This window comes from Streptomyces sp. NPDC096323 (assembly GCF_040302845.1).
Classification (GTDB): domain Bacteria; phylum Actinomycetota; class Actinomycetes; order Streptomycetales; family Streptomycetaceae; genus Streptomyces.
Genome location: NZ_JBEOSI010000006.1, coordinates 26,585 through 48,356 on the forward strand (window position 1 = coordinate 26,585; position 21,772 = coordinate 48,356).

20 protein-coding genes are annotated in these 21,772 nt (G+C 71.4%); 10 read left to right on the top strand and 10 right to left on the bottom strand.

The window, feature by feature from the left end; genetic code table 11:
* Positions 1-51: 51 nt before the first annotated feature.
* Both ABTX18_RS17740 and ABTX18_RS17745 read right to left on the bottom strand, forming a co-directional pair.
* The gene (locus ABTX18_RS17740; protein ID WP_352123637.1) at positions 52-1,473 is read right to left on the bottom strand and encodes a HEAT repeat domain-containing protein; all 1,422 of its coding nucleotides are present in this window, start codon (positions 1,471-1,473) and stop codon (positions 52-54) included.
* 220 nt (positions 1,474-1,693) lie between these two features.
* Positions 1,694-2,086 (bottom strand): ankyrin repeat domain-containing protein, encoded by a 393-nt coding sequence (locus ABTX18_RS17745; RefSeq protein ID WP_352123638.1) that lies wholly within the window; start codon positions 2,084-2,086, stop codon positions 1,694-1,696.
* Between the two features lie 312 nt (positions 2,087-2,398).
* Between ABTX18_RS17745 and ABTX18_RS17750 the strand changes: the two genes are divergently transcribed.
* Together ABTX18_RS17750 and ABTX18_RS17755 are read left to right on the top strand one after the other, a co-directional pair.
* Positions 2,399-2,593 carry a hypothetical protein gene (locus ABTX18_RS17750; RefSeq protein WP_018103962.1) on the top strand — a complete coding sequence of 65 codons (195 nt, stop codon included), beginning with the start codon at positions 2,399-2,401 and terminating at the stop codon, positions 2,591-2,593.
* Positions 2,594-2,631: 38 nt separating this feature from the next.
* Entirely contained in the window at positions 2,632-4,224 is a 1,593-nt protein-coding gene (locus ABTX18_RS17755; protein ID WP_352123639.1) for an ATP-binding protein, read from the top strand.
* A 69-nt stretch (positions 4,225-4,293) separates the two neighbouring features.
* Here the strand turns inward: ABTX18_RS17755 and ABTX18_RS17760 are convergent, their stop codons facing one another.
* Positions 4,294-5,793, bottom strand: a complete 1,500-nt coding sequence (locus ABTX18_RS17760; protein WP_352123640.1) for an SCO1417 family PLP biosynthesis transcription factor — start codon at positions 5,791-5,793, stop codon at positions 4,294-4,296.
* Between the two features lie 102 nt (positions 5,794-5,895).
* Between ABTX18_RS17760 and yczE the strand changes: the two genes are divergently transcribed.
* From yczE to ABTX18_RS17780, 4 genes are all read left to right on the top strand, one after another.
* A complete protein-coding gene (gene yczE, locus ABTX18_RS17765) occupies positions 5,896-6,558 on the top strand; it encodes a membrane protein YczE (RefSeq protein WP_352123641.1) in 663 nt (220 codons plus the stop codon).
* Entirely contained in the window at positions 6,555-7,319 is a 765-nt protein-coding gene (locus ABTX18_RS17770; RefSeq protein ID WP_352123642.1) for a glycerophosphodiester phosphodiesterase family protein, read from the top strand. Before yczE ends, ABTX18_RS17770 begins: the two co-directional genes overlap by 4 nt.
* A gap of 44 nt (positions 7,320-7,363) precedes the next feature.
* The gene (locus tag ABTX18_RS17775) at positions 7,364-8,737 is read left to right on the top strand and encodes an MFS transporter (RefSeq protein ID WP_352123643.1); all 1,374 of its coding nucleotides are present in this window, start codon (positions 7,364-7,366) and stop codon (positions 8,735-8,737) included.
* Between the two features lie 274 nt (positions 8,738-9,011).
* Entirely contained in the window at positions 9,012-9,386 is a 375-nt protein-coding gene (locus ABTX18_RS17780) for an RNA polymerase-binding protein RbpA (RefSeq protein ID WP_014044757.1), read from the top strand.
* Positions 9,387-9,600: 214 nt separating this feature from the next.
* On the opposite strand, the gene fxsA is transcribed toward ABTX18_RS17780, so the two are convergent.
* The 4 genes from fxsA to ABTX18_RS17800 form a co-directional block, all read right to left on the bottom strand.
* On the bottom strand, positions 9,601-10,176 hold the full coding sequence (gene fxsA / locus ABTX18_RS17785; protein WP_352123644.1) for an FxsA family membrane protein: 576 nt from the start codon (positions 10,174-10,176) through the stop codon (positions 9,601-9,603).
* A gap of 64 nt (positions 10,177-10,240) precedes the next feature.
* Entirely contained in the window at positions 10,241-11,008 is a 768-nt protein-coding gene (locus tag ABTX18_RS17790) for a polyprenol monophosphomannose synthase (RefSeq protein ID WP_352123645.1), read from the bottom strand.
* A gap of 528 nt (positions 11,009-11,536) precedes the next feature.
* Entirely contained in the window at positions 11,537-13,177 is a 1,641-nt protein-coding gene (locus tag ABTX18_RS17795; protein ID WP_352123646.1) for an amidohydrolase, read from the bottom strand.
* 47 nt (positions 13,178-13,224) lie between these two features.
* Complete coding sequence (locus ABTX18_RS17800) at positions 13,225-13,665, bottom strand: Lrp/AsnC family transcriptional regulator (RefSeq protein WP_024493538.1); 441 nt, start codon at positions 13,663-13,665, stop codon at positions 13,225-13,227.
* Positions 13,666-13,868: 203 nt separating this feature from the next.
* On the opposite strand from ABTX18_RS17800, the gene ABTX18_RS17805 reads away from it, so the two are divergent.
* Entirely contained in the window at positions 13,869-14,270 is a 402-nt protein-coding gene (locus ABTX18_RS17805; protein ID WP_136327381.1) for a hypothetical protein, read from the top strand.
* Positions 14,271-14,767: 497 nt separating this feature from the next.
* Here ABTX18_RS17805 and ABTX18_RS17810 read toward each other — a convergent pair whose 3' ends face one another.
* From ABTX18_RS17810 to ABTX18_RS17820, 3 genes are all read right to left on the bottom strand, one after another.
* Positions 14,768-15,940, bottom strand: coding sequence for an acyl-CoA dehydrogenase family protein (locus ABTX18_RS17810; protein WP_352123647.1), 1,173 nt, complete (start codon positions 15,938-15,940; stop codon positions 14,768-14,770).
* Positions 15,941-16,195: 255 nt separating this feature from the next.
* A complete protein-coding gene (locus tag ABTX18_RS17815) occupies positions 16,196-16,348 on the bottom strand; it encodes an SCO1431 family membrane protein (RefSeq protein WP_136327384.1) in 153 nt (50 codons plus the stop codon).
* 315 nt (positions 16,349-16,663) lie between these two features.
* The gene (locus ABTX18_RS17820) at positions 16,664-18,541 is read right to left on the bottom strand and encodes a glycoside hydrolase family 15 protein (protein ID WP_503061165.1); all 1,878 of its coding nucleotides are present in this window, start codon (positions 18,539-18,541) and stop codon (positions 16,664-16,666) included.
* A 184-nt stretch (positions 18,542-18,725) separates the two neighbouring features.
* On the opposite strand from ABTX18_RS17820, the gene ABTX18_RS17825 reads away from it, so the two are divergent.
* The 3 genes from ABTX18_RS17825 to ABTX18_RS17835 all read left to right on the top strand — a co-directional run bounded on the left by ABTX18_RS17825 (position 18,726) and on the right by ABTX18_RS17835 (position 21,754).
* Positions 18,726-19,328, top strand: coding sequence for a TetR/AcrR family transcriptional regulator (locus ABTX18_RS17825; RefSeq protein WP_352123649.1), 603 nt, complete (start codon positions 18,726-18,728; stop codon positions 19,326-19,328).
* 116 nt (positions 19,329-19,444) lie between these two features.
* Positions 19,445-20,368 (top strand): TauD/TfdA dioxygenase family protein, encoded by a 924-nt coding sequence (locus ABTX18_RS17830; RefSeq protein ID WP_352123650.1) that lies wholly within the window; start codon positions 19,445-19,447, stop codon positions 20,366-20,368.
* Between the two features lie 54 nt (positions 20,369-20,422).
* Positions 20,423-21,754: an MFS transporter gene (locus ABTX18_RS17835; protein WP_352123651.1), complete on the top strand. Its 1,332-nt coding sequence runs from the start codon at positions 20,423-20,425 to the stop codon at positions 21,752-21,754.
* The last annotated feature ends 18 nt before the right edge of the window (positions 21,755-21,772 follow it).

A 21,772-nucleotide genomic window follows, 5' to 3' on the forward strand; every position in this document is an offset into this window, starting at 1 on the left:
CGGTTCCCCGGCTGCACGCTCTTTGAGCGGCAGGGGGTCTGCGGTCCCGTTTCAGACCGCCGGTGCGTCCGGCCCGATCCTGCTGCGTACGGCGGACTGGACCTCGGCCTCCTCGGCCGGATCGGCGGCCAGCCGGCGCAGGCGCTCGGCCACCCTGATGTCGCCGGTCTCCGCGTGGCGTGCGGCGACCTCCCGGGTCGTCTCCTCGCAGTCCCACAGGCATTCGACGGCGAAGCCGGTGGCGAAGGAGGGGTCGGTGGCGGCGAGGGCGCGGGCGGCCCTGCCCCTCAGGTGGGAGGAGGACGTCTCCCGGTAGACGTGGCGCAGTACGGGCGCGGCGCAGGCGATGCCGAGCCGGCCGGCCCCGTCGACCAGGGCCCACAGGCGGGGCGCGTCCGGTCCCTCGCCGCGTACGGCGTCACGCAGGGCGCCGAGGACCAGCGGGGCGTCCTGTGCGCCGCCCCGGCCGGCCAGTACGCCGGCCGCGGAGGCGCCGAGCGCGTCGGGCCGGCGGGCCCAGCGGCGGGCCCGTTCCACGGCCGCCTCGCCGCACATCCGTTCGAAGGCGGCGACGGCCGCTTCGGCGACGGTGTGTGAGGCGCCGACCGCCGCGGCCTCGATCAGGTCGAGCACGGCCGGGTCGCGGACCTCGGCGGCGAGGTAGTGCAGCGCGGCGCATCGGGCGCCTTCCGGACCGCTGCGGGCGGCCTCGACGATCATGGGCCGGTCCTCGGTCCCCGCCACGGCGGAGAGGCAGCGGGCGGCCGGAACGTGAAGAACGCTGCCCCGGTCGAGCCCTTCCTGGGCCCAGTCGAAGACGGCACTGACGCTCCAGCCGGGGCGCGGACCGCCGGGCCGCATCTGCCGCTGCCAGCGGTCGAAGGAGCCCTGTTCCGAGGCGGCTCTCACCCGGGCGCCGACCGGGGGGCGCGGATCGTCGGCCCAGAGCCGCCAGGGGCGGGGCTCGTAGGCGTCCCGCACGGTCGCGGCGAGCTCGGCGCGGCCCTCGGCGTTCTCGGGGAACCGGGCGAGCACGGGCAGGGCGAGGGACCGGAGCCCGTCGTCGTCGTCACGCAGCGCCAGCTCGTCCAGCGCCCAGGCCCAGTTGGAGCCGGTCGCGGCGTAGCGCCGCAGCAGGGCCAGGGCGTCGTCGCGGCCGTACGAGGCGAGGTGACCGAGAACCGCCAGGGCCAGACCGGTCCGTGAGTCGTCCGTGTCGAGGTGGTCGTCGGCGTCGTACAGGTGCCGTTCGATCTCCTCGATCCCGCCGTCGAGGTCGAGGTACAGGCGTGCGTAGTAGAGGGAGCGGTTCTCGACCTGCCAGTCGTGACGCGGGTCGCTCAGGACGCAGTGGTTGACAGCCGCCAGGGCCTCGGGGCGTGGTGCGGCGAGTGCGTGGAGCGTGCCGTCGCCGCGGCCCCTCTGCAGCAGGCCGAGCAGGGTGCCGCTCGGCGCTATGAACGGATCAAACATGGGAAAAGCCTCACATCAAGCTGTCGACGCAACCGGGACTGTGCAGTTCCACGTGCCGAAAGTGGCACTAGGCCGCGCAGCAACATGATCGGCCGACCGCCGTCTTCCGCCTGGTGTAGACCATCTTCCTCTGCCTCTCGTCGGTGGCCCGAATCGGGCCCGCGACGTCATGATGACCCAGCCATTTCGCCACCGCGACCACATTTACGGCGAAGCCCCCTCAGCGGGCGCCGAAGAGTTCCAGCAGGTCGGCCTTGCCGAACATGCGCGCCGTGTCCAGCGCGGAGGGTGTTCCGGCCGCCGGATCGGCCCCCGCGTCGAGCAGGGCCTTGATCACCGCTTCCTCGCCCTTGAAGACGGCTCCGGCGAGCGGTGTCTGCCCGCGGTCGTTGGCGCGGTCCGGGTCGGCGCCACGCCCGGCGAGGGCGATGACCGCGGGGGCGTGCCCGTGGTAGGCCGCGAGCATCAGCAGCGAGTCGCCGCGGTCGTTGGTGAGGTTCACCGGGACGCCGGCGTCGATGTAGGCCGCCAGCGCGTCGGCGTCGCCGTGACGTGCCAGGTCGAAGACCTTGGTCGCCAGCTCGACCACCTCGGGATCAGGGGTTTCGCTCATCGGGGGACCGCCTTCCTTAACCGTTCGTGCTGATTCCGGCCCGCTGTGCTGTGCACCAGTGGGCCGTACGAGTGATTGGACAGAGTACTGCCCGGGCGCCCACACGCCCGGGCCCACCCATGGCAAAAGATCACCCGGAGTGACGAGAACGAGAGGCCCGCGCCCGGAGATCCCCTCTCGGCGGCACTTTTCCGTGAGCCACTCCAGTGAACAATCAGACTTTTCACCCAATTGCAGCTTTTATCCTATGGATACTTCCGGTGAGCTTGGAAGGACTCATGGTGACTGTCCCCCCAACCAGGAGAACCACTCATGATCCTTTCCATGTCAGGCGTCGTCATCCTCGGCATCATCGTCTTCCTGTTCTTCAGGAAGGACGGCCTCAAAGCGTCGCACGCCCTCGTCACCGCCCTGTTCGGCTTCTACCTGGCCGGCACCGCCATCGCACCGAGCATCACCGCGGGCGGAGCGAGCCTCGCCGGCCTCTTGGGCGGGATCAAGTTCTGACCCTCCGCTCCCGCTCCCACCCCCTTCAGGAGACCGACGTGGCCCGGCGACCACTCCCCCGCATTCTGAGCAGCGGCAGCGCTTCGATCACTCGCAGTCGAGAGATCGCGCGTACGGCCGCCGACAGCGCCACCGACGTGCTCCATCCGCTGATCATGATCACTCGTGGTCTGCGGCTGCTGGCCGGTGCAGGACGGCAGAAGTGGGCCGCGACGCCCAAGGACCGGCGTGGTCCCACGCTGTTCCTCGTCGCGGCCTGCGTCCTCGTGGTCGCGCTCATCCCGTACGGGCCGCTGCTGGCCCTCGTCGCGGTGATGGGCGCCGCCGCATGGAAGGGACGGGAACGCACCCCCGTCAAAACCGGTCCCGACGAGGCGGAGGCCGGCCGCCTGAAAGCGCTGTACGAGGCGCTCGTGCCGTACTTCTCGACGGCCGACGACCCCAGTCCGCTGTTCACCCACGGCGGCGACTGGGACAAGGTCTTCAGCGAGTACGAGTTCGACGGGGACGGCCGCGTCAGCAGCCTCCGTGTGACGTACCCGGCCTACTTCACCGACAGCGAGGCCGCTTCCCGCGCCCGGATCGAACAGCTGCTGCACACCAAGTCGGGCCGCGGCCGGGAGTACCTCTTCAGCTGGGACGAGGAGGGCAACCAGCTCCTCATGAACGTGCTTGACGCCCTGCCCGCCACCCTCACCGCCCAGCGCTTCGTCACCGCCCCCGGAGAGACCGTCCTCGGGTTCACCGACGAGGACGCGGTGCAGCGCACCGTGCCGGTGAGCGACGGCGACGAGACCCGGGACGCGCCCGGCGTCGTCTGGCGGACCGGCGCGCGCTCCACCGAACCGCATCTGCTGATCGTCGGCCAGCCCGGCAGCGGCACCACCACGCTCCTGCGCTCCATCGCTCTTCAGGCACTCCAGCACGGCGACATCCTGATCATCGAAGGAAGCGGCACCGGCGAGTACACGTGCTTCACCGGCCGCGAAGGGGTCCTGGCCGTCGAGTGCGGACTCGCCGGCGCCCTGTCCACCCTGGAATGGGCGGCCGACGAGACGGAGCGCCGGCTGATCGAGGCCAACCGGGCCCGGCAGTCCGGCGAGGCCCCTCCCGAGGACACACAGCGCCCCCTCTGGATCCTGCTGGACCGGCCGAGCGCGCTCGGCCACCTCGCCACCGCGGACAGCGGGCCCGGCCCGCAGGACCTGCTCCACGTGCCGTTGCGCCACGGCAGGGCCGCAGGCGTCACCGTGGTGATGACCGAACAGTTCGACAGCCTGGACGGCGTGAGCGACACCGTCCGGTCCCACACCAGGGCCCGGGTCGTGCTCGGTCGGTGCACACCCGGCCAGATCGAGTCCGTCCTCGGTGTCGGGCCGCACACCACCCCGCCCCCGGACGTCCCGCCGGGCCGCGGTTACGCGCGCCTCGGCACGGGTGAGGTGCTGCGGCTCCAGGTGCCCGCCACCCCCGATCCGCACGACGACGCGACGAGCGAGGCGCAGCGCCAGGCTGTCCTCGACCTGCTCCCCGAGCGGCGCACGGCGGTCGAGGCGAGCGTGCCCGACCCCGTGATGGCGGACACGCTGACGGCTTCCGTCTCCGTCGAGGGCCTGACCCTCAGCGACTGATCCGGGCAGGAAGAGGCCCGCGGACCGGGACGGGCGGATCCGCGGGCCCCTCGTCGTGTGCGCCGGCGCTCAGGCCACGAACGTACGGGGTGTCTCGGCCCCCGCCCCCGCTCCCGAACCGACCAGCTGGGCGGCGGCCGCGAGCCGCTGGGCCGCCTCGTCCGCGACCGGCCCGCCGACCGTGAACGGCAGCCGCACATAGCCCTCGAAGGCCCCGTCGACCCCGAAGCGGGGTCCGGACGGCACCCGCACCCCGACCCGCTCCCCCGCCACCGCGAGCCGCGATCCGGAGAGCCCGCCGGTGCGTACCCAGAGGGTCAGCCCGCCGCGCGGCACGGCGAACTCCCAGTCCGGCAGCTCCCGGCGCACCGCCGCGACGAGCGCGTCCCGGTTGTCCCGCGCCTGCTCCCGGCGGATCTGCACCGCCTGCTCCCAGCCCCCTGTGCGCATCAGCCAGTTCACCGCGAGCTGTTCGAGGACCGGGGTGCCCATGTCGGCGTAGGCGCGGGCGGCCACCAGGCTGCGGATCACGTCCGGAGAGGCACGGACCCAGCCGATGCGCATGCCGGCCCAGAAGGCCTTGCTGGCCGAGCCGACGGTGAGCACGGTGCTGCCCGCCGGATCGAAGGCGCAGACCCGGCGCGGCATCCTCACATCGTCGTCCAGGTACAGCTCGTTCATCGTCTCGTCGACCACCAGGACCGTGCCGGCCGAGCGCGCGGCGTCCACCAGCGCCCGGCGGCGGTCCTCGTCGGCGAGCGCGCCGGTGGGGTTGTGGAAGTCCGCGACGACGTACGCGAGCCGGGGCGCCGCGTCCCTCAGCACCTGGCGCCACCGGTTCATGTCCCAGCCGCCGAGCCCCTCCTCCATGGCCACCGGGACCAGACGTGCGCCCGCCTCCCGCATCAGCTGGAGGATGTTGGCGTAGCTCGGGGACTCCACCGCGATCCGTTCGCCGCGGCCGGCGAAGAGGTGGCAGATCGCGTCGATCGCGCCCATCGCCCCGGTGGTGACCATGATCTGTTCGGGCATCGTCGGGATACCGCTCGCGGTGTAGCGGTCGGCGATCATCTGCCGCAGCGCGGGGAGGCCGGCCGGGTAGTCGCCGTGGGTGTGGGCGTACGGGGCCAGCTCCTCCAGGGCGCCCTGGACGGCCCGGGTCAGCCAGGGTTCGGGAGCGGGCAGTGAGGCGCAGCCCAGGTCGATCATGGATCCGAGGGCTTCGGGCGGCAGCGGTTCCAGCCCGCGGGCGGGCAGCGGGTTACCGGCGGGGACCGCCGTCCAGCTGCCGGCCCCGCGCCGGGACTCCAGGAAGCCCTCGGCGCGCAGTGCCTCGTAGGCCGCGGCTACCGTGGTGCGGCTGAAGGACAGGGCCAGGGCCAGCTCCCGCTCGGCGGGCAGCCGGGCGGCGACCGGGACGCGGCCCTCGAGGACGAGCAGCCGGATGCCGTCGGCGAGCGCACGATAGGCGGGAGGCCTGCGGGTGCCGGGGCCCGCGGGCCGGGGCTGCTGGGCGTGGAGCTGCCGGGCGAGCTGTGCAGCACCGACGGCCGAAGTCCACTGCGCCATGAAAATCAGTCCACCTTCCTCGGATTGGCCATAGTTGGCAGCCAATCCCCTGCCACAGAGTGACACGCAGCAGTCCACGACCACCACACCAGGGGGCACGCCTTGTCCATCACCGCAGCGGCGCGCGGGGCTCATCTGCCCCGCCGGCTGATCCAGCTCTACGCGGGCCTGGCGCTCTACGGGGCGAGTTCGGCCCTGCTGGTCGTCGCCGGACTGGGCCTGGAGCCGTGGGGTGTGCTGCACCAGGGACTGGCCGAGCGCACCGGTATCAGCATCGGGGTCGTCTCGATCATCATCGGCGCGATCGTGCTGCTGCTCTGGATACCGCTGCGCCAGCGGCCCGGCCTGGGCACCGTCTCGAACGTCTTCGTCGTCGGTCTCGCGATGGACGGCACACTCGCCGTCGTCCCCGAGGTGCACGGTCTGGCCGCGCAAGCCGGGGTGATGGTGGCGGGAATCGTCCTCAACGGCGTGGCGACGGGGCTCTACATCGCCGCCCGGTTCGGCCCCGGGCCGCGGGACGGGCTGATGACCGGGCTGCACCGGCGGACCGGCCGGTCGATCCGGCTCGTCCGTACGGCGATCGAGGTCGCTGTCGTGCTCACCGGGTTCCTGCTCGGCGGCTCCCTCGGCGTGGGCACGGTCCTGTACGCCCTGGGCATAGGCCCGCTCGCCCAGTTCTTCCTGCGCTTCTTCGAGGTCACGGACGGCGGTGACACCACGGCCGCCGCCCGGACGCCCCCGCAGGCCATACTGCGGCAGTGACTTCCGTACGCCACCCCTATCTGGACCACCCCGCGCCGCTCGCGTTCGCCCACCGGGGCGGGGCGGCGGACGGGATCGAGAACACCGCGGCCGCGTTCCGGCGCGCCGCCGACGCCGGGTACCGGTACTTCGAGACCGATGTGCACGCCTCGGCGGACGGCCGGCTGGTCGCCTTCCACGACGCCACCCTGGACCGGGTCACGGACGCGGGGGGCCGGATAGCGGAACTGCCGTGGAGCGAGATTCGGCGTGCCCGGGTGGCCGGGCGGGAGCCGCTGCCGCTCTTCGAGGAGCTGCTGGAGACGTTCCCCGGTGCCCGCTGGAACGTGGACATCAAGGCCGCCCAGGCCCTCGCGCCGCTCGTGGAGCTGATCCGCCGGACGGACTCCTGGGACCGGGTGTGCGTCGGCTCGTTCTCCGAGGCGCGGGTGGCCAGGGCGCACCGGCTGGCGGGCCCGCGGCTCGCGACCTCCTACGGCGTCCGCGGTGTCCTGGGGCTGCGGCTGCGTTCGTACGGGATCCCGGCGGCGCTGCGCGCCGGCGCGGTGTGCGCGCAGGTCCCGGAGAGCCAGGGCGGTGTCCGGGTCGTCGACCGGCGCTTCGTACGGGAGGCGCACGCGCGCGGACTCCAGGTGCACGTCTGGACGGTGAACGAACCGGAGCGGATGGCCGCGCTCCTGGACCTCGGGGTGGATGGCATCATGACCGATCACATCGAGACGCTGCGTACGGTGCTGAGCGAGCGGGGGGCCTGGGCCTGACGCCGGCCCGGTGACGTCTCCACGGGGAGAGACGAGGGGTGCGGATGAGCGCCGAGACCGCGGACAGCGCCGGGCCGGCGGACGGCACGGCCGGCCGGGACGCCGCCGGCGACCGGCGCCGTGAGCAGCGTGGGTGGTACTTCTACGACTTCGCCTGCTCCGTCTACTCGACGAGCGTCCTCACGGTGTTCCTCGGGCCGTACCTGACGTCGGTCGCCAAGGCCGCCGCCGATGCCGACGGCTATGTCCATCCGCTCGGCGTGCCGGTGCGTGCCGGGTCGCTGTTCGCGTACGCGGTCTCGGCCTCGCTCGTCGTCGCGGTGATCCTGATGCCGATCGTGGGCGCGGCAGCCGACCGTACAGGCCGCAAGAAGCCCCTCCTCGCCGCTGCCGCGTACACGGGCGCGACCGCGACGGCCGCGATGTTCTTCCTGGACGGACACCGTTATCTGCTCGGCACGTTCCTGCTCATCGTGGCGAACGCCTCGATCTCGGTGTCGATGGTGCTCTACAACGCCTATCTGCCGCAGATCGCGGGGCCCGAGGAACGCGACGCGGTCTCCTCACGGGGCTGGGCGTTCGGCTACACGTCGGGGGCTCTGGTCCTCGTCCTCGATCTGGTCCTGTACACCGGCCACGACTCCTTCGGCCTCTCCGAATCGGAGGCCGTGCGGATCTGTCTCGCCACGGCCGGTGTCTGGTGGGGCGCCTTCACCGTCGTACCGCTGCGGCGGCTGCGCGACCGGCACATGAAGGGGGCCGGTGACGGGGCGGCGGGCTCCGGGTGGCGGCAGTTGACGGCGACCCTGCGCGACATGCGCCGCCACCCGCTCACCCTCTCCTTCCTGCTGGCGTACCTCGTCTACAACGACGGCGTGCAGACCGTCATCTCGCAGGCGTCCGTGTACGGCTCCGAGGAACTGGGCCTGAGCCAGACGACCCTGATCACGGCGGTATTGCTGGTCCAGGTGCTGGCGGTCGCCGGGGCGCTCGGGATGGGGCGCATGGCCCGGGTCCACGGCGCGAAGCACACGATTCTCGGCTCGCTCGTGGTCTGGACGCTGATCCTGGTCGCGGGCTACTTCCTGCCCGCCGGCTCACCGGTCTTCTTCTACGCGCTGGCCGCGGCGATCGGCCTCGTCCTCGGGGGCAGCCAGGCGCTGTCCCGTTCCCTTTTCTCGCATCTGGTGCCGCGCGGCAAGGAGGCCGAGTACTTCTCCGCGTACGAGATGAGCGACCGCGGGCTGAGCTGGCTGGGGCCCTTGGTGTTCGGGCTCGCGTACCAGCTGAGCGGCAGTTACCGGGATGCGATCATCTCGTTGGTGATCTTCTTCGTGGCCGGTTCCGTGCTGCTCGCGAGGGTGCCTGTGCGGCGGGCGGTGGCGGCGGCCGGGAATCCAGTCCCCGAACGGATTTAGACGTTGAAGTGAAAGGCCGGTAGTGTACGCCTTTGGCCTGCCCGGAGGACCGTTACTGCGAGTGGAAGCATCCAAACCGTTGGGTGACACCTTCCGCCAGATGTGACAAACCGGGCATTGGCGGGTACTTCAACACTCGCAAACCTGAAAAAGCAGCGGCACGACGGGCGACGCATGACCGGCAACGGGAATCTTTGCCGCCGACCGGACGTTGACCGGATGACGACGACAGCGACATTTGTCCTGTGGGCGACAAGCCCGGGAGGCACGATTCATGAGTGAGCGAGCTCTCCGCGGCACGCGACTCGTGGTTACCAGCTACGAGACGGACCGCGGCATCGATCTGGCCCCGCGCCAGGCGGTGGAGTACGCATGTCCGAACGGACATCGATTTGAGATGCCGTTCTCGGTAGAGGCGGAAATTCCGCCGGAGTGGGAGTGCAAGGCGTGTGGCGCCACGGCACTCCTGGTGGACGGGGATGGCCCCGAGGAGAAGAAGGGCAAGCCTGCGCGTACGCACTGGGACATGCTCATGGAGCGGCGCACACGCGAGGAGCTGGAGGAGGTGCTGGCCGAGAGGCTGGCGGTTCTGCGCTCCGGAGCCATGAACATTGCCGTGCACCCGCGGGACAGCAGGAAGTCTGCCTGACCGCACAGCACCGCATCGAGACAGAGCCGCGGGCCGCGACACCTTGTGTGTCGCGGCCCGCGGCTCTGTTGTGGGCCGGGCCTCGGAAAACGTTGTGCGCCCTGGAGGAACCGAGCCCGTCCGGCGATTGAGGACCACCTGTGACCGCGGCCCGACGCGGCCGCGCACGGGCTCGGGTGTGATGTGGCAGCCTCGGCCGGACGGGCGAATGACGTTACGGCGCCAGCGGTGGGCGCGGCTCGTCGTCCGCGCCGGAGGGGCGCTCGCGGATCACCTCGCCCTGGACCACCTTCCCGTCCGGGCGGTGCATCCGCGCCTGCTGGAAGGCGTCCGAGAGGCTGCCGGGGCCCGCCGACCTCATGCGCCGTTCCAGCGAGCGCTCCGCGTACCCGCTGAGCGCCGACCGGACCGGCGGCACCAGGAGCAGCAGTCCGGCCACGTCCGAGATCATCCCCGGAATCATGATCAGGAGCCCGGCGAGCATCAGGAAGCCGTTGCCCCGGGTGCTCGAAGGGGCGGGCGAGGCGCCGTCGGCCCCCGGCTGTCCCGGCATCTGCTGGAGCGTCTCGGTGAGGTTGCGGAAGGCGCGGCGGCCGGACCGCTTCATCACCACCGCCCCGAGGACGACCCCCGCGGCCAGGAGCAGCAGCACGGTGAACCCGCCTGCCACGTCCGCCACCACGGTGAGCAGCCAGATCTCCAGCACCGCCCAGGCGGCGATGGCGAGAGGTACGAAGGTCCGGGCGCGCGAGCGCTTGCGGGCGGTCGGGGGCGGGGTGCCGGTCGTCATGCTCCCAGTGTGCCTGGACCGGCGTGCGGACGGGGTAAGGGGCCGGGAGGCCGCCCGCCCGCGGTCAGGGGTTCCGGCGGCCGAGCACCCGGTTCGCACGGGTGGTGACACCCCACGCGGTCACCCGCCAGAGCGCCTCGACCAGGATGTCGCGGCTCATCTTGGAGTCACCGATCTCCCGGTCCACGAAGGTGATCGGGACCTCGACGACGTGGAAGCCGGCCTCGATCGCCCGGCGGGCCAGGTCGACCTGGAAGCAGTATCCCTGCGAGGCGACCTCGTCCAGGCCGATGCCCTGCAGCGTCTCGGTGCGGAACGCCCGGTAGCCGCCGGTGACGTCCCGCGTCCGCAGCCCGAGCAGCAGCCGGGAGTACGTGCTGCCGCCGCGGGAGATCATCTCGCGGGACTTGGGCCAGTTGACCACCCGGCCGCCCGGGACCCAGCGGGAGCCGAGCACCAGGTCCGCGCCCTTGAGGGCGGTGAGGAGGCGGGGCAGTTCCTCGGGCTGGTGGGAGCCGTCGGCGTCCATCTCGACGAGGACGCCGTAGTCGTGGTCCATGCCCCAGCGGAAGCCGGCGAGGTAGGCCGCGCCGAGCCCTTCCTTGCCCTTGCGGTGCAGCACGTGGACCTGGTCGTCGGTCGCGGCCAGTTCATCGGCGAGCTTGCCGGTGCCGTCCGGACTGTTGTCGTCGGCGACGAGAATGTCGGCCTCCGGCACGGCGGCGCGCACCCGGCTGACGATCGGCTTGATGTTCTCGGCCTCGTCATAGGTCGGAATGATCACCAGAACCCTGCCGAGCGGGCCGTATCGCCTCTGACCGCCGTCGTTCACTTACTGCCCCTTAAGTCCGTACGCAGATGCACACCATATCGAGCGCGGCGCGCACACCGACCGACCCGGTCGGGCGGCGTGGACGGCGGCGGCGGACAGAAGCGCGGAAGTACGGACAGAACTGCGGGTCGGGGCCCGGCGCCCTTCGGGCCGACCTGGGGCCCGCTGGCTGCGGGTCGACCTAGAGCCGTTGTCTACTGAACGTCCGGGCCCCACCCGGGTCACACCCTCCGCCCGGCTGAAACCTTCCCTCGCCCCCGAGGCGCGGACGCTGAACCTGGCTGTCAGGGGTGGTGCGCCGGTGCGGCACACCAGCCCCATGACCCAGCGGCGTTCGACGACTGCGTGGAGTTTTACCCGGTCGGACGTCCTGTGGTGGACTCGGCCGAACCTACCGGCCGGTGGGCGCACTCTGTCAATAGTCGCCTGACCTGCACCGTTTACGGAACTTGCCTGGTCAGTCCCGAAGATCCCCAGGTCGTGGCAGAACGCGGGCGGCATCGATCGGCGGTGCGAAATGTCCGTAGGTCACTCGTTCGGCCGCACATAGACCGTTTGTCCGAAGACAACCGTCCGCAGGCAGACCGGGAGTTCGCCGCCGGGGCTGAGGTCGGGCAGTCCCGGCGTCCCCGACCGGGGATCCGTCGACCATCGCGCCACCCGGTCGTCCGGCGCCTGGACCACCAGTTCGGCGGTCCGCCAGACCGCGTAGTCGGCCGGGGCTCCGGGCACCAGGGTGCCCGCGTCGTCGCGGCCGACGGCCCGCCAGCCGCCCCGGGTGTGGGCGGTGAAGCCGGCCCGCACCGAGATCCGGTGCTCGGGCGTGCGGTGGAACGCCGCGGCCCGCACCGTCCCCCACGGGTCCAGCGGGGTCACCGGGCTGTCGGAGCCGAACGCGAGGGGCACACCGGCCCGCAGGAGCGCCGCGTACGGGTTGAGGGTCCTCGCCCGCCCGGCGCCCAGCCTGCGGGCGTACATGCCCTCCTCACCGCCCCAGGCGGCATCGAAGGCGGGCTGGACCGAGGCGGTCAGACCGAGTTCGGCGAACGCGGCCACGGTCTCGGGCGTGAGCATCTCCGCGTGCTCGACGCGATGCCGGGCGGCCCGCACCCGGCCGAGGCCGACCTTCTCGGCCGCCGCCCTGATGCCGTCGACGACGGCGGTCAGCGCCGCGTCGCCGATGGCGTGGAAGCCGGCCTGGAGTCCCGCCTCGGTGCAGGCGGCGACGTGGGCGGCGATCTGCGCGGCGTCCAGATGGGCGGTGCCGGATACCGGCGCGTCGGCGTAGGGCTCGTGGAGGCAGGCGGTATGCGAGCCGAGCGACCCGTCGACGAAGAGGTCGCCCGCCGCACCCACCGCGCCGAGCTCCCGGACGCGCCGGGCGTCCTTCTCGTCGGCGACCTGTTCGGCCCAGTAGCCGAAGACCCGCGGCCCCGCTCCCCCCGCCGCCAGCTTGAGCAGCGAGGTGAAGTCCTCCTCGTCGGAGATGTCCGGGCCGCCGCACTCGTGGACCGTGCCGATCCCGAGGGAGGCCGCGTGAGCCAGCGCGGCCTTCTGGGCGTCGGCGCGCTGACGCGGCGAGACGGCGTCGTGGGCGGCCGCGCGCACCGCGTGGTGGGCGGCGCCCGTCAGCGGCGCGTCGGGCCGGTAGCCGGCCATCGAGGTGACCCGGGGGACGAGGTCGAGCAGCGCGGTGGTGACGACCGCCGAATGCACGTCGATCCGCGGCAGGTAGACCGCGCGCCCGCCCGCCGCCTCGTCCAGCTCACCGCGCGTGGGCGGACGCTGCTCCGGCCAGCGCGTGGCATCCCAGCCGTTCCCCAGGACCACCCGGTCGGCGGGGTGCGCCGCCACGTACGTCCGTACGAGAGAAAGGGCCTCACCGAGGGTGCGGGCGCCGGAGAGGTCGAGGCCGGTGAGTGCCAGACCGGTGGACGTGGTGTGGACGTGCGCGTCGGTGAACGCGGGAGTGACCAGGGCGCCGTCGAGGTCGATCACTTCGTCGACACCGCTGGCGAAGGCGTCGGCGGCCCCTTCGGAGCCCACCCAGGCGACATGGCCCCGTTCGACGACCATGGCGGTCGCGAAGGGGTCGGCGGGGCTGTGGACGTCTCCACCGCGCAGCAGCACGGTGCGGTGTTCGCTCTGGGGGGCGGTGCTCTCGGTCATGGGCACCAGTCTCCCGCCTGCCGGGGCAGGCGCCGTGCGCGGCCCCCTCAGATCTGCGGCGGGCGCGCCTCGTACGGCGTGGAGAGGACGACGGTGGTGCGGGTGGAGACGCCGGCGAGCGAACGGATCCGGGTGAGCAGGTGCTCCAGCTCCAGCGGGGTCGCGACCCTCACCTTGAGGATGTAGTTCTCGTCGCCGGCGACGCTGTGACAGGCCTCCAGCTCCGGGACGCCCGCGAGCCGCTCCGCGATGTCGTCCGGGGCACTCGGGTCGAAGGGCTTCACCGAGATGAACGCGGTCAGGGGCAGGCCGACGGCCTCGGGGTCGACGACCGCGGCATAGCCCCGGATCACCCCGCGCTGCTCCAGCCTGCGGACGCGCTGATGAACGGCCGAGGTGGACAGGCCGGTGGCCTTGCCCAGGTCGGTGTAGCTCATCCGCCCGTCCTTGACGAGCAACTCCACGATTTGACGGTCCAGCTCCTCCATATGGATCAATCTATGGCCCCCGGCCCTCCAGGCACAGCCGTGGAGACCCTGTGAAGGGCACCTGCGGGCGGCATGTGACCAATGCCACAGGTTTACGCACCGGTAGCCGGGCGGCTCGCGGTTACGGCGGATGCGCTACGGGAAGTGCTTGCTGTGGTCGAGGCCGCGGCGCCTTGTCGGCCCACCCGAGGGGGGAATTACCCATGCAGAGCCTGAAGCTCACCGGACGTACCGAACCGGAGCCCGTTGATCCTTTCGAGGACACCGATCCCGACGCGTACGACACCTTCGAGATGTACCGGGTCGTCTGCCCGGACTGCTCACAGCCCATCGCGCTCCTGGCGGACGAGGACGTGCTGCCGGAGCACGCGCTGTGCCCCACGCCGTGGAACCCGTTCGTCCTGACGGTGTGCGCCGGGACCGGCCGTGCCGCTTCGAAGGCCCGGCCCGCCGACGAGTCGGCCGATGTCCAGGAACAGGAGACGGCCCTGCTGCTGACGCTGCCTCAGGGGCTCGACTGGCGGATGCAGCCCTTCTCGCACGCCGGCGGCGCAGGCTCGCGTCCGCTGCGGGTACCGCATCAGCTGCGTCGCCACGCCGCCTGATACCGAGGCCACCGCAGGGCGCCGGGGCGCCGGAGGCGGACCGCCCGCACCGTGACGGAGCCCGGCTCCGCGTGGTGCGGCGCTCCGTAGCCGTTCGGGTGCGTACGGCACGGGACGGGACGGGCATGGCATCGCATCGCACCGGGGATGACCCGCCGAACGCGCGCCCGAATCGGCCGGGCAGTGACCCGGCCCGGCCTCGCGCCGTTGGCCCTGCATGACCCTGCTGCACTCCACGGCCGGCCCCGGTCGCCGCCGTCTCGCCGCTCCGCCCTCCGAAGAATCGGTTCCGCAGTCCAGCACCTCGTCCGCGCCGGCGGACCCGGCCCACCCGGCGCCGCGAGCGGCGCGGTCGACGCCCCACTCGACCGATCCGCCCCTCTACCGGGCGCTGCTCCGGCACTGGGAGAGCACCGGCAGGACCCTGCCGGGCCGCCATGATCAGGAGTGGAACCGGATCATGACGACGCCGGTGTGGTCGGACCGGCCGCTGCGGGTCAGCGCGTCTCAGGACCCGCGAGGTGGCGGGCGATGACCATTCGCTGAATCTGGTTGGTGCCCTCGACGATCTGCAGCACCTTCGCCTCGCGCATCAGCCGCTCGACCGGGAAGTCCAGCGTGTACCCGTATCCGCCGAGCACCTGGACGGCGTCGATGGTGACCCGCATCGCGGCGTCCGTGCAGAACAGTTTGGCCATGGCCGCCCGTCGCGAGAAGGGGCTCCCCGCGTCGCGCAGCCGGGCGGCCTCCAGGTAGAGGGCACGGCCCGCCTCGATCTGGGTGGCCATGTCGGCCAGCATGAACCGCAGCCCCTGGAAGTCCGCGATGGGGCGGCCGAACTGCTTGCGCCCGGTCGCGTAGGCGACGGCCTCGTTCATCGCCGCCTGGGCCACGCCGATGGCACAGGCGGCGATGCCCAGCCGGCCGGAGTCGAGCGCGGACAGGGCGATCGCGAAGCCCTGCCCCTCCTCGCCGATCCGGCGCGCGTCGGGGATCCGCACGCCGTCGAAGTGGAGCTGGGCGGTGGGCGAGCCCTTCATCCCCATCTTCTTCTCGGGAACGGCCGCGCTCAGGCCGGCCGCGTCGCCGGGGACGAGGAAGGCGGTGATGCCGCGGGGGCCGTCGACGCCGGTGCGCGCCAGGACCGTGTAGAAGTCGGCGATGCCGCCGTGGGTGATCCACGCCTTGGTGCCGGTGACGACCCAGTCCTCACCGTCCCGTACGGCCTTGGTGCGCAGCGAGGCGGCGTCGGAGCCCGAGGCGGGCTCGGAGAGGCAGTAGGCGCCCAGCAGGCCGCCCGCGAGCATGGCGGGGAGGTGTTCGGCCTGCTGCTCCTTGGTGCCGTAACCGGCGACCGCGTGGCAGGCGAGGGAGTGGACGCTGACGCCGAGTCCGACGGTGAGCCGGGCGGCGGCGAGTTCCTCGAGGACCTGGAGATAGACCTCGTACGGCTGGTCCCCGCCTCCGTGGGCGGAGTCGTAGGGCAGGCCGAGCAGGCCGGACTCGGAGAGCAGAGTGAATACTTCGCGCGGGAACAGGCCCGCGTCCTCCTCGGCGGCGGCCTGCGGCGCGATCTCGCGCTGGGCGATGTCGCGTACGAGCGCGATGAGTTGCCTGGACTCCTCGCTGGGCAGACGGCGTTCCACCGATTGCGGGGCACGGTCGGGCATGACGGCGCTCTCCTCCCTGTCGGGCGTTGCGGCGGTCGCACGCGCGGGGTGTGAGCGGCGCCGCCGGGGGATCTCCGGACGATGTCCGGAAAACACTGCTGCCCAGCCGATGTTGCCCTCCCGGGTTGCGGGAGGTGCGGGTCAGCAGCTGTGGCGGCTTGAGTATGCCCGATCGGACGGTATCCGTCACCGGTTGACAGGGGCGGGGAGCCGGGTGGGCTCCCCGCCCCTGTCAGGTCCGGGGACGGAGGCGGATCACATGAGGCCGAGCTGCGTGACGAACATGGCGATGACGACGACGAGCGTCCAGCCGAGGACGTTCTCCAGCAGCTTGGAGCCGTCCTCGGGCCCTCCGGTCCGAGCGCGGCGGCGGGCGTGGGTGGTGGTTGCGGCGGCAGTCGCGGTCATGGCATCTCGTTCGGTCGGCCGGCAGTCGGTGCCCTGGTGGGAGCGCTGACGACCTGCGCCGCAGGACGGGGCAGGCCCTGCGGCACTCCGCGAGGACCCGACCACAGTGCCACCCCGCAGGCCCCCGGGGTAGAGATGTGCGTCACTGCCGCAGGGGGCGGCCGGAGCCTGTCAGCGGCTGCCGACAGCCGCCGGGGCCCGGCACCGCGCGGCTGCCGGGCCGTCGGGGACGTACGGGAGCGGATGCCGCTTGTGCCCGACACCACACGGCCGCTCGCTCCTCGCGAGTCGGCGCCGGCGGACAGGGGCTGCCCGCTACCTCCCGCCCTTGCGGTTCCCGTCGAGCATCGCGTCCAGGGTGATCGCCGCGTCGATCAGGGCCAGGTGTGTGAAGGCCTGCGGGAAATTGCCCAACTGCCGTCCCGTCAGGCCGATCTCCTCGGAGTACAGGCCCAGGTGGTTGGCGTAGGTGAGCATCTTCTCCAGCACCAGCCTCGCCTGGTCGGTGCGTCCGGCGCGCGCCAGGGCGTCGACGTACATGAAGGTGCACAGGGAGAACGTTCCCTCGGAGCCCCGCAGCCCGTCGGGTGACGCCTCGGGGTTGTAGCGGTAGACGAGGCTGTCGCTGACCAGCTCGCGCTCCATCGCGTCCAGCGTGGACTTCCACATCGGATCGTCCGGCGTGATGAAGCCGACCGTGGGCATCCGCAGCAGCGAGGAGTCGAGGACATCTTCGCCGTAGTGCTGGACGAACGCCTGCTTGTTCGGGTCCCATCCCCGGCTGAACACCTGCGCGTAGATCTCGTCACGCGTTTCCATCCAGCGCCCGCGGGCCGCGGGGCGGCCGTCGTCGTAGGCGATGCGCAGCGCCCGGTCGAAGGCCACCCAGGACATCACCCGGCCGTAGGTGAAGTCCTTCTGTCCGCCACGGGTCTCCCACAGTCCCTCTCCGGGCTGGTCCCAGTGGTCGACGAGCCAGTCGAGAAGGGTGTGCGTCGCCGACCAGCCCTTGTGATCGAGGTGCATGCCGTGCTGGTGCGCGAAGTAGATGCTGTCAAGCGCCTCGCCGTAGATGTCCAGTTGCCGCTGGGTCGCCGCTCCGTTGCCGATGCGGACCGGGGCGGAGCCGCAGTAGCCCTCCCAGTGCTCCAGGGTTTCCTCGATCATGTCGCTGGAGCCGTCGACGCGGTACATGATGTTCAGCGGCCCCGTGCCGTCCCCTTGGCCGGCTTCTTCCTTGACGCGCGCGTGCAGCCAGTCGATGAACGCGGCGGCCTCCTCCTTGAACCCCATGCCCAGCAGGGCGTATACGGAGAACGACGCGTCGCGGATCCAGGTGAACCGGTAGTCCCAGTTGCGTTCTCCGCCCAGTTGCTCGGGCAGAGCCGTCGTGGGAGCCGCGACCAGGGCGCCGGTCGGCGCGTAGGTCATGAGCTTCAGCGTCACGGCTGAACGCTCGACCGACTCGCGCCAACGGCCGGAGTAGGTGGACTGCCCCAGCCAGGAGCGCCAGAAGCCGACCGTCTCGTCAAACAGTTGCTCGAAATCGGCTACCCGGATCTGGTGGGGCGGCCCGTCGGGGGACGACTCCATCACCAGCCCACGCTGCTGGCCGGCCTGCAAAGTCAGCGTGAAGCGCAGGTCGTTGTCGCCCGAGAGAATATTGAGCAGCCGCTCGTCGTCGGGTTCTCGGACCGCGTGGATGGCGAGGTTCATGTCCTGCGAGGTGAACAGGGCCCCGTGCTCCGTGATGTGCAGCTCGTGCGGCTTGCGGCCGTAGTCGAAGCGCGGAGCGATCTCGCCTTCGAACGTCATGCTGCCCCGGACACAGCGCAGCATGCGGACGAGACGGTGCCGGCCGGTCGCGGTGGTGCCTGTCACCGGCATGAAGTCGATCACTTCACCGGCTCCGGCTTCCGTCATGAAGCGCGTCACCAGGACCGCGGTGTCCGGGTGGTAGAGCTGCTTGGTGGTGTACGTGTCCGCAGCCGGTCCGACGGTGAAGTGACCGCCCCGCCGCCGGTCGAGCAGAGCGCCGAAGATGCTGGGTGAATCGAAGCGCGGACAGCAGAACCAGTCGATCGTCGCGTCCGTGCTCACGAGAGCCGCGGTCTGAAGGTCACCGATCAGACCATGGTCCTCGATGGGGGGGTATTCATCCATTTTGAGCCCCTTTCGGCCTCGCTCGAGCAAGCGTAGGCCAGCAAGGGCGGCCCGTCCTGGCGAGGCGCTGGAAACAACCCGGCGAGGCCCTGCCGCACCGGCCCGCGAGGCACTCCGCGTGAGGTCCTCGCAGGTCAGACCGTTGATGGGGGCGGACTGGCCGACTACGGGGCCCCTTCTCCGCACTCGCCCACTCCCCGCGTAGTCTCTGCGCATGGTGCGCATGCAGCCGGACGGGGCCGTACGGGGGCCGGGTCGACCACGGGAGGAACGGGTCACCGGCGCCGTCCTCGACGCGGTCGTGGGCCTGGTGACCGAGCAGGGCATCGGAGCGGTCACGATGGACGCGGTCGCGGCCCTGGCCGGGGTGAGCAAGCCCGCCATCTACCGACGGTGGCCCACCAAGCAGGACTTGCTCATCGCCGCCGCGGAAACCCGCATCGGCGTCCTGTCGGTGCCCGACCTGGGCGACTTCCGCGCCGAGCTCCGCTACGTACTGACCGCGCGCCTGGAGGCCTACCGGTTGCCGGGTTCGGACCGGCTGATCGCGGGCCTCATCGGGGCGTCGGCGGACACCGGCGCGGTGCGGAGCCAGTACGCGCAGTACACCGAGCGGATCACGAGCGAGACGAGGCGCATCCTCGAAAGAGGCATCGCCCGCGGTGACGTCGGCCCGGACACCGACGTCCGTGCCGCTGCGACCCTGGTGGCCGCGCCCCTGATCTTCCGGCTGATCGGTGAGCTGGAGCTGCCCGACGCCCGCTTCGTCGACGCGCTCGTCGATCTCGTCACCCAGGCGGTCGGCACAGGCGGCTGACGGCCTCCCCCAGCGGCTTTTCCGGCTTCGGATTTTCAAGCGACCAGGCCCTTGTCTCTCCAGGCCCGAATAACGATACTTCCAGTAACGATTTCCCGGCTCGTTACGGAGGACCCATGAACAGCGCCGCCCCCGCCCCCACCCCCGCACTCGACAAGCCGCTGATGCACTACGGAAAGCGCAGGCTCGACCGCATCGGGCCCGGCGCGGAGCAGCCCGCCTACCGGCTCGTCGGCATCAGCCCACTGACCCCGCACATCGGTGCCGAGGTCGAAGGCGTCGACCTCTCCCGTCCGATCGGCGAGGACCTCGCCGAGGAGATCCGGCAGGCGCTGCTGGAATGGAAGGTGCTCTTCTTCCGCGATCAGCACTCCTTCGAGCCGCAGTCCCAGCTCACGTTCGCCGGCCTGTGGGGCGTGCCGGAAGCCAACCCCTTCTTCCCGAAGGGCGACAGCATCGGCGTCTCACGCCTGGCCAAGGACGCCATGGCCATGGGCAGCGAGAACATCTGGCACAGCGACCACTCGTTCATGGCCGCGCCCGCGCTCGGCTCCGTCCTGCGGGCCGTCGAGGTCCCCTCCGCCGGGGGCGACACCATGTGGGCGGACATGGCGGCGGCCTACGACAACCTCACCGATGCCATGAAGGCCCGGATCGAGGGCCTTACCGCCGTGCACGACTGGGTACCGAGCTGGGGCGCGCTGATGACTGACAGCCAGGTCACGGCGCACCGCCAGAACCTGCCGGCCGTCGAGCACCCGGTGGTCGTCCGCCACCCGCGCACCGGACGCAGGCTGCTCTACGTGAACGAGCCCTTCACCACCCGGATCGTCGGCCTGTCCGACCCGGAGAGCCGTGAATTGCTCGACGAGCTCGTACTCCAGGCCCGCATCCCCGAGTACCAGGTGCGCTTCCGCTGGCAGCCGGGCTCGGTCGCCGTCTGGGACAACATCGCCACCCAGCACTACGCGATCAACGACTACTTCCCGCAGCGCCGTGTCATGGAGCGCATAGCCGTCGCCGGCGTCCCGCTGGCCTGAACGGCCTCCGAGCCCTCCTCCCCCCTGCCCACCGAGTCTCCGCGGAGCCCCTCTGTGACCGACACCGATGTTGCACCTGCTGTGCCTGCCGGCCCTCCGGAGGCGCCGAGCGGAAAGAGGCGCAGAGCGTGGACCGTCACCGCGCTGCTCCTCGTCTTCATGATGATCAATTTCGCCGACAAGTCCGTAATGGGTCTGGCCGCGGAGGAGATCCGACAGGACCTGGGACTGTCCGCCTCGGCTTTCGGGCTCGCCAGCAGCGCCTTCTTCCTGCTGTTCTCGATCTCCGGTGCCGCGGTGGGGCTGCTCGCGGACCGCGTCCGTCCCAAGTGGCTCATCCTGGCTATGGCCGTGCTCTGGTCCGTCTCCCAGGCACCGATGGCAGTGGGCGGGGGGCTTGCCGTACTCGTCATCTCACGTGTTCTGCTCGGGGCCGCCGAGGGGCCCGCCTTCCCTGTCGCCCAACAGGCCACCCTGTCCTGGTTCCCCAACCACCGACGCAACCTGCCCGGCGCGTTGATCACCCTCGGGATCACCCTGGGTGTGCTGGTCGCCGCTCCCGTTCTCACTTGGGTGATCGAGCACCACGGCTGGCGCTCGGCCGTCACCGCAGTGGCCCTGGCCGGTGCGGTCTGGGCGCTGCTGTGGATCTCCCTCGGCGGGGAGGGGCCCTATGCGGCCGCACCGGACGGGTCCCACGACGTGAGTGACGCGAGGGCCGGCGCCGGTTCCCGGACGGTTTCCGCGCAGCGCGGGATTCCGTACCGCCGGATCCTCGCCACCCGTACATGGATCGGTGCCACCGCCGCCTACTTCGGAACCTACTGGGTCATCGCCTTCGCCCTGGTCTGGCTCCCCTCCTACCTTCAGGACGCGCTGGGCTACACCTCGTCCGGATCCACCCGGGTGCTGATGCTGGTCTGGGGGCTGGGCGGCGTCGCGGTGATCGGCCAGGCCTGCCTGACCGGATGGCTGCTCCGTCGGGGAACGGCCAGCCGGTGGGCGCGCGGCGGAGTCGGCGGTGTTCTCCTGCTCATGGCAGCCGCGGCATGCCTGGCCCTGCCACTGGCCTCGGCCGGCATCCTCACCGCCCTGCTCCTGATCGCCGGATTCGGGCTCGCCGGAGCGATGAGCAGCATCGCCGTCACCACCGTCACGGAACTGGCTCCGGCCGATCGTCGCGGCGGCGCCCTCGGCAGCATGAACGCCGTGGTGACCACCGCCGGGCTGATCGCTCCGACGCTGATCGGGCACCTCGTGGACACCTACGGTGCCGAGGGCTACCACTACGCCGTCCTGATCACCGGTGCCGTACTCCTGCTGAGCGGAACAGCCGCCCTCGCCCTGATCGACCCGGACCGCGACGCCCGCAGGCTGTCCGCGTGACTGCACGCGCATGCCTGC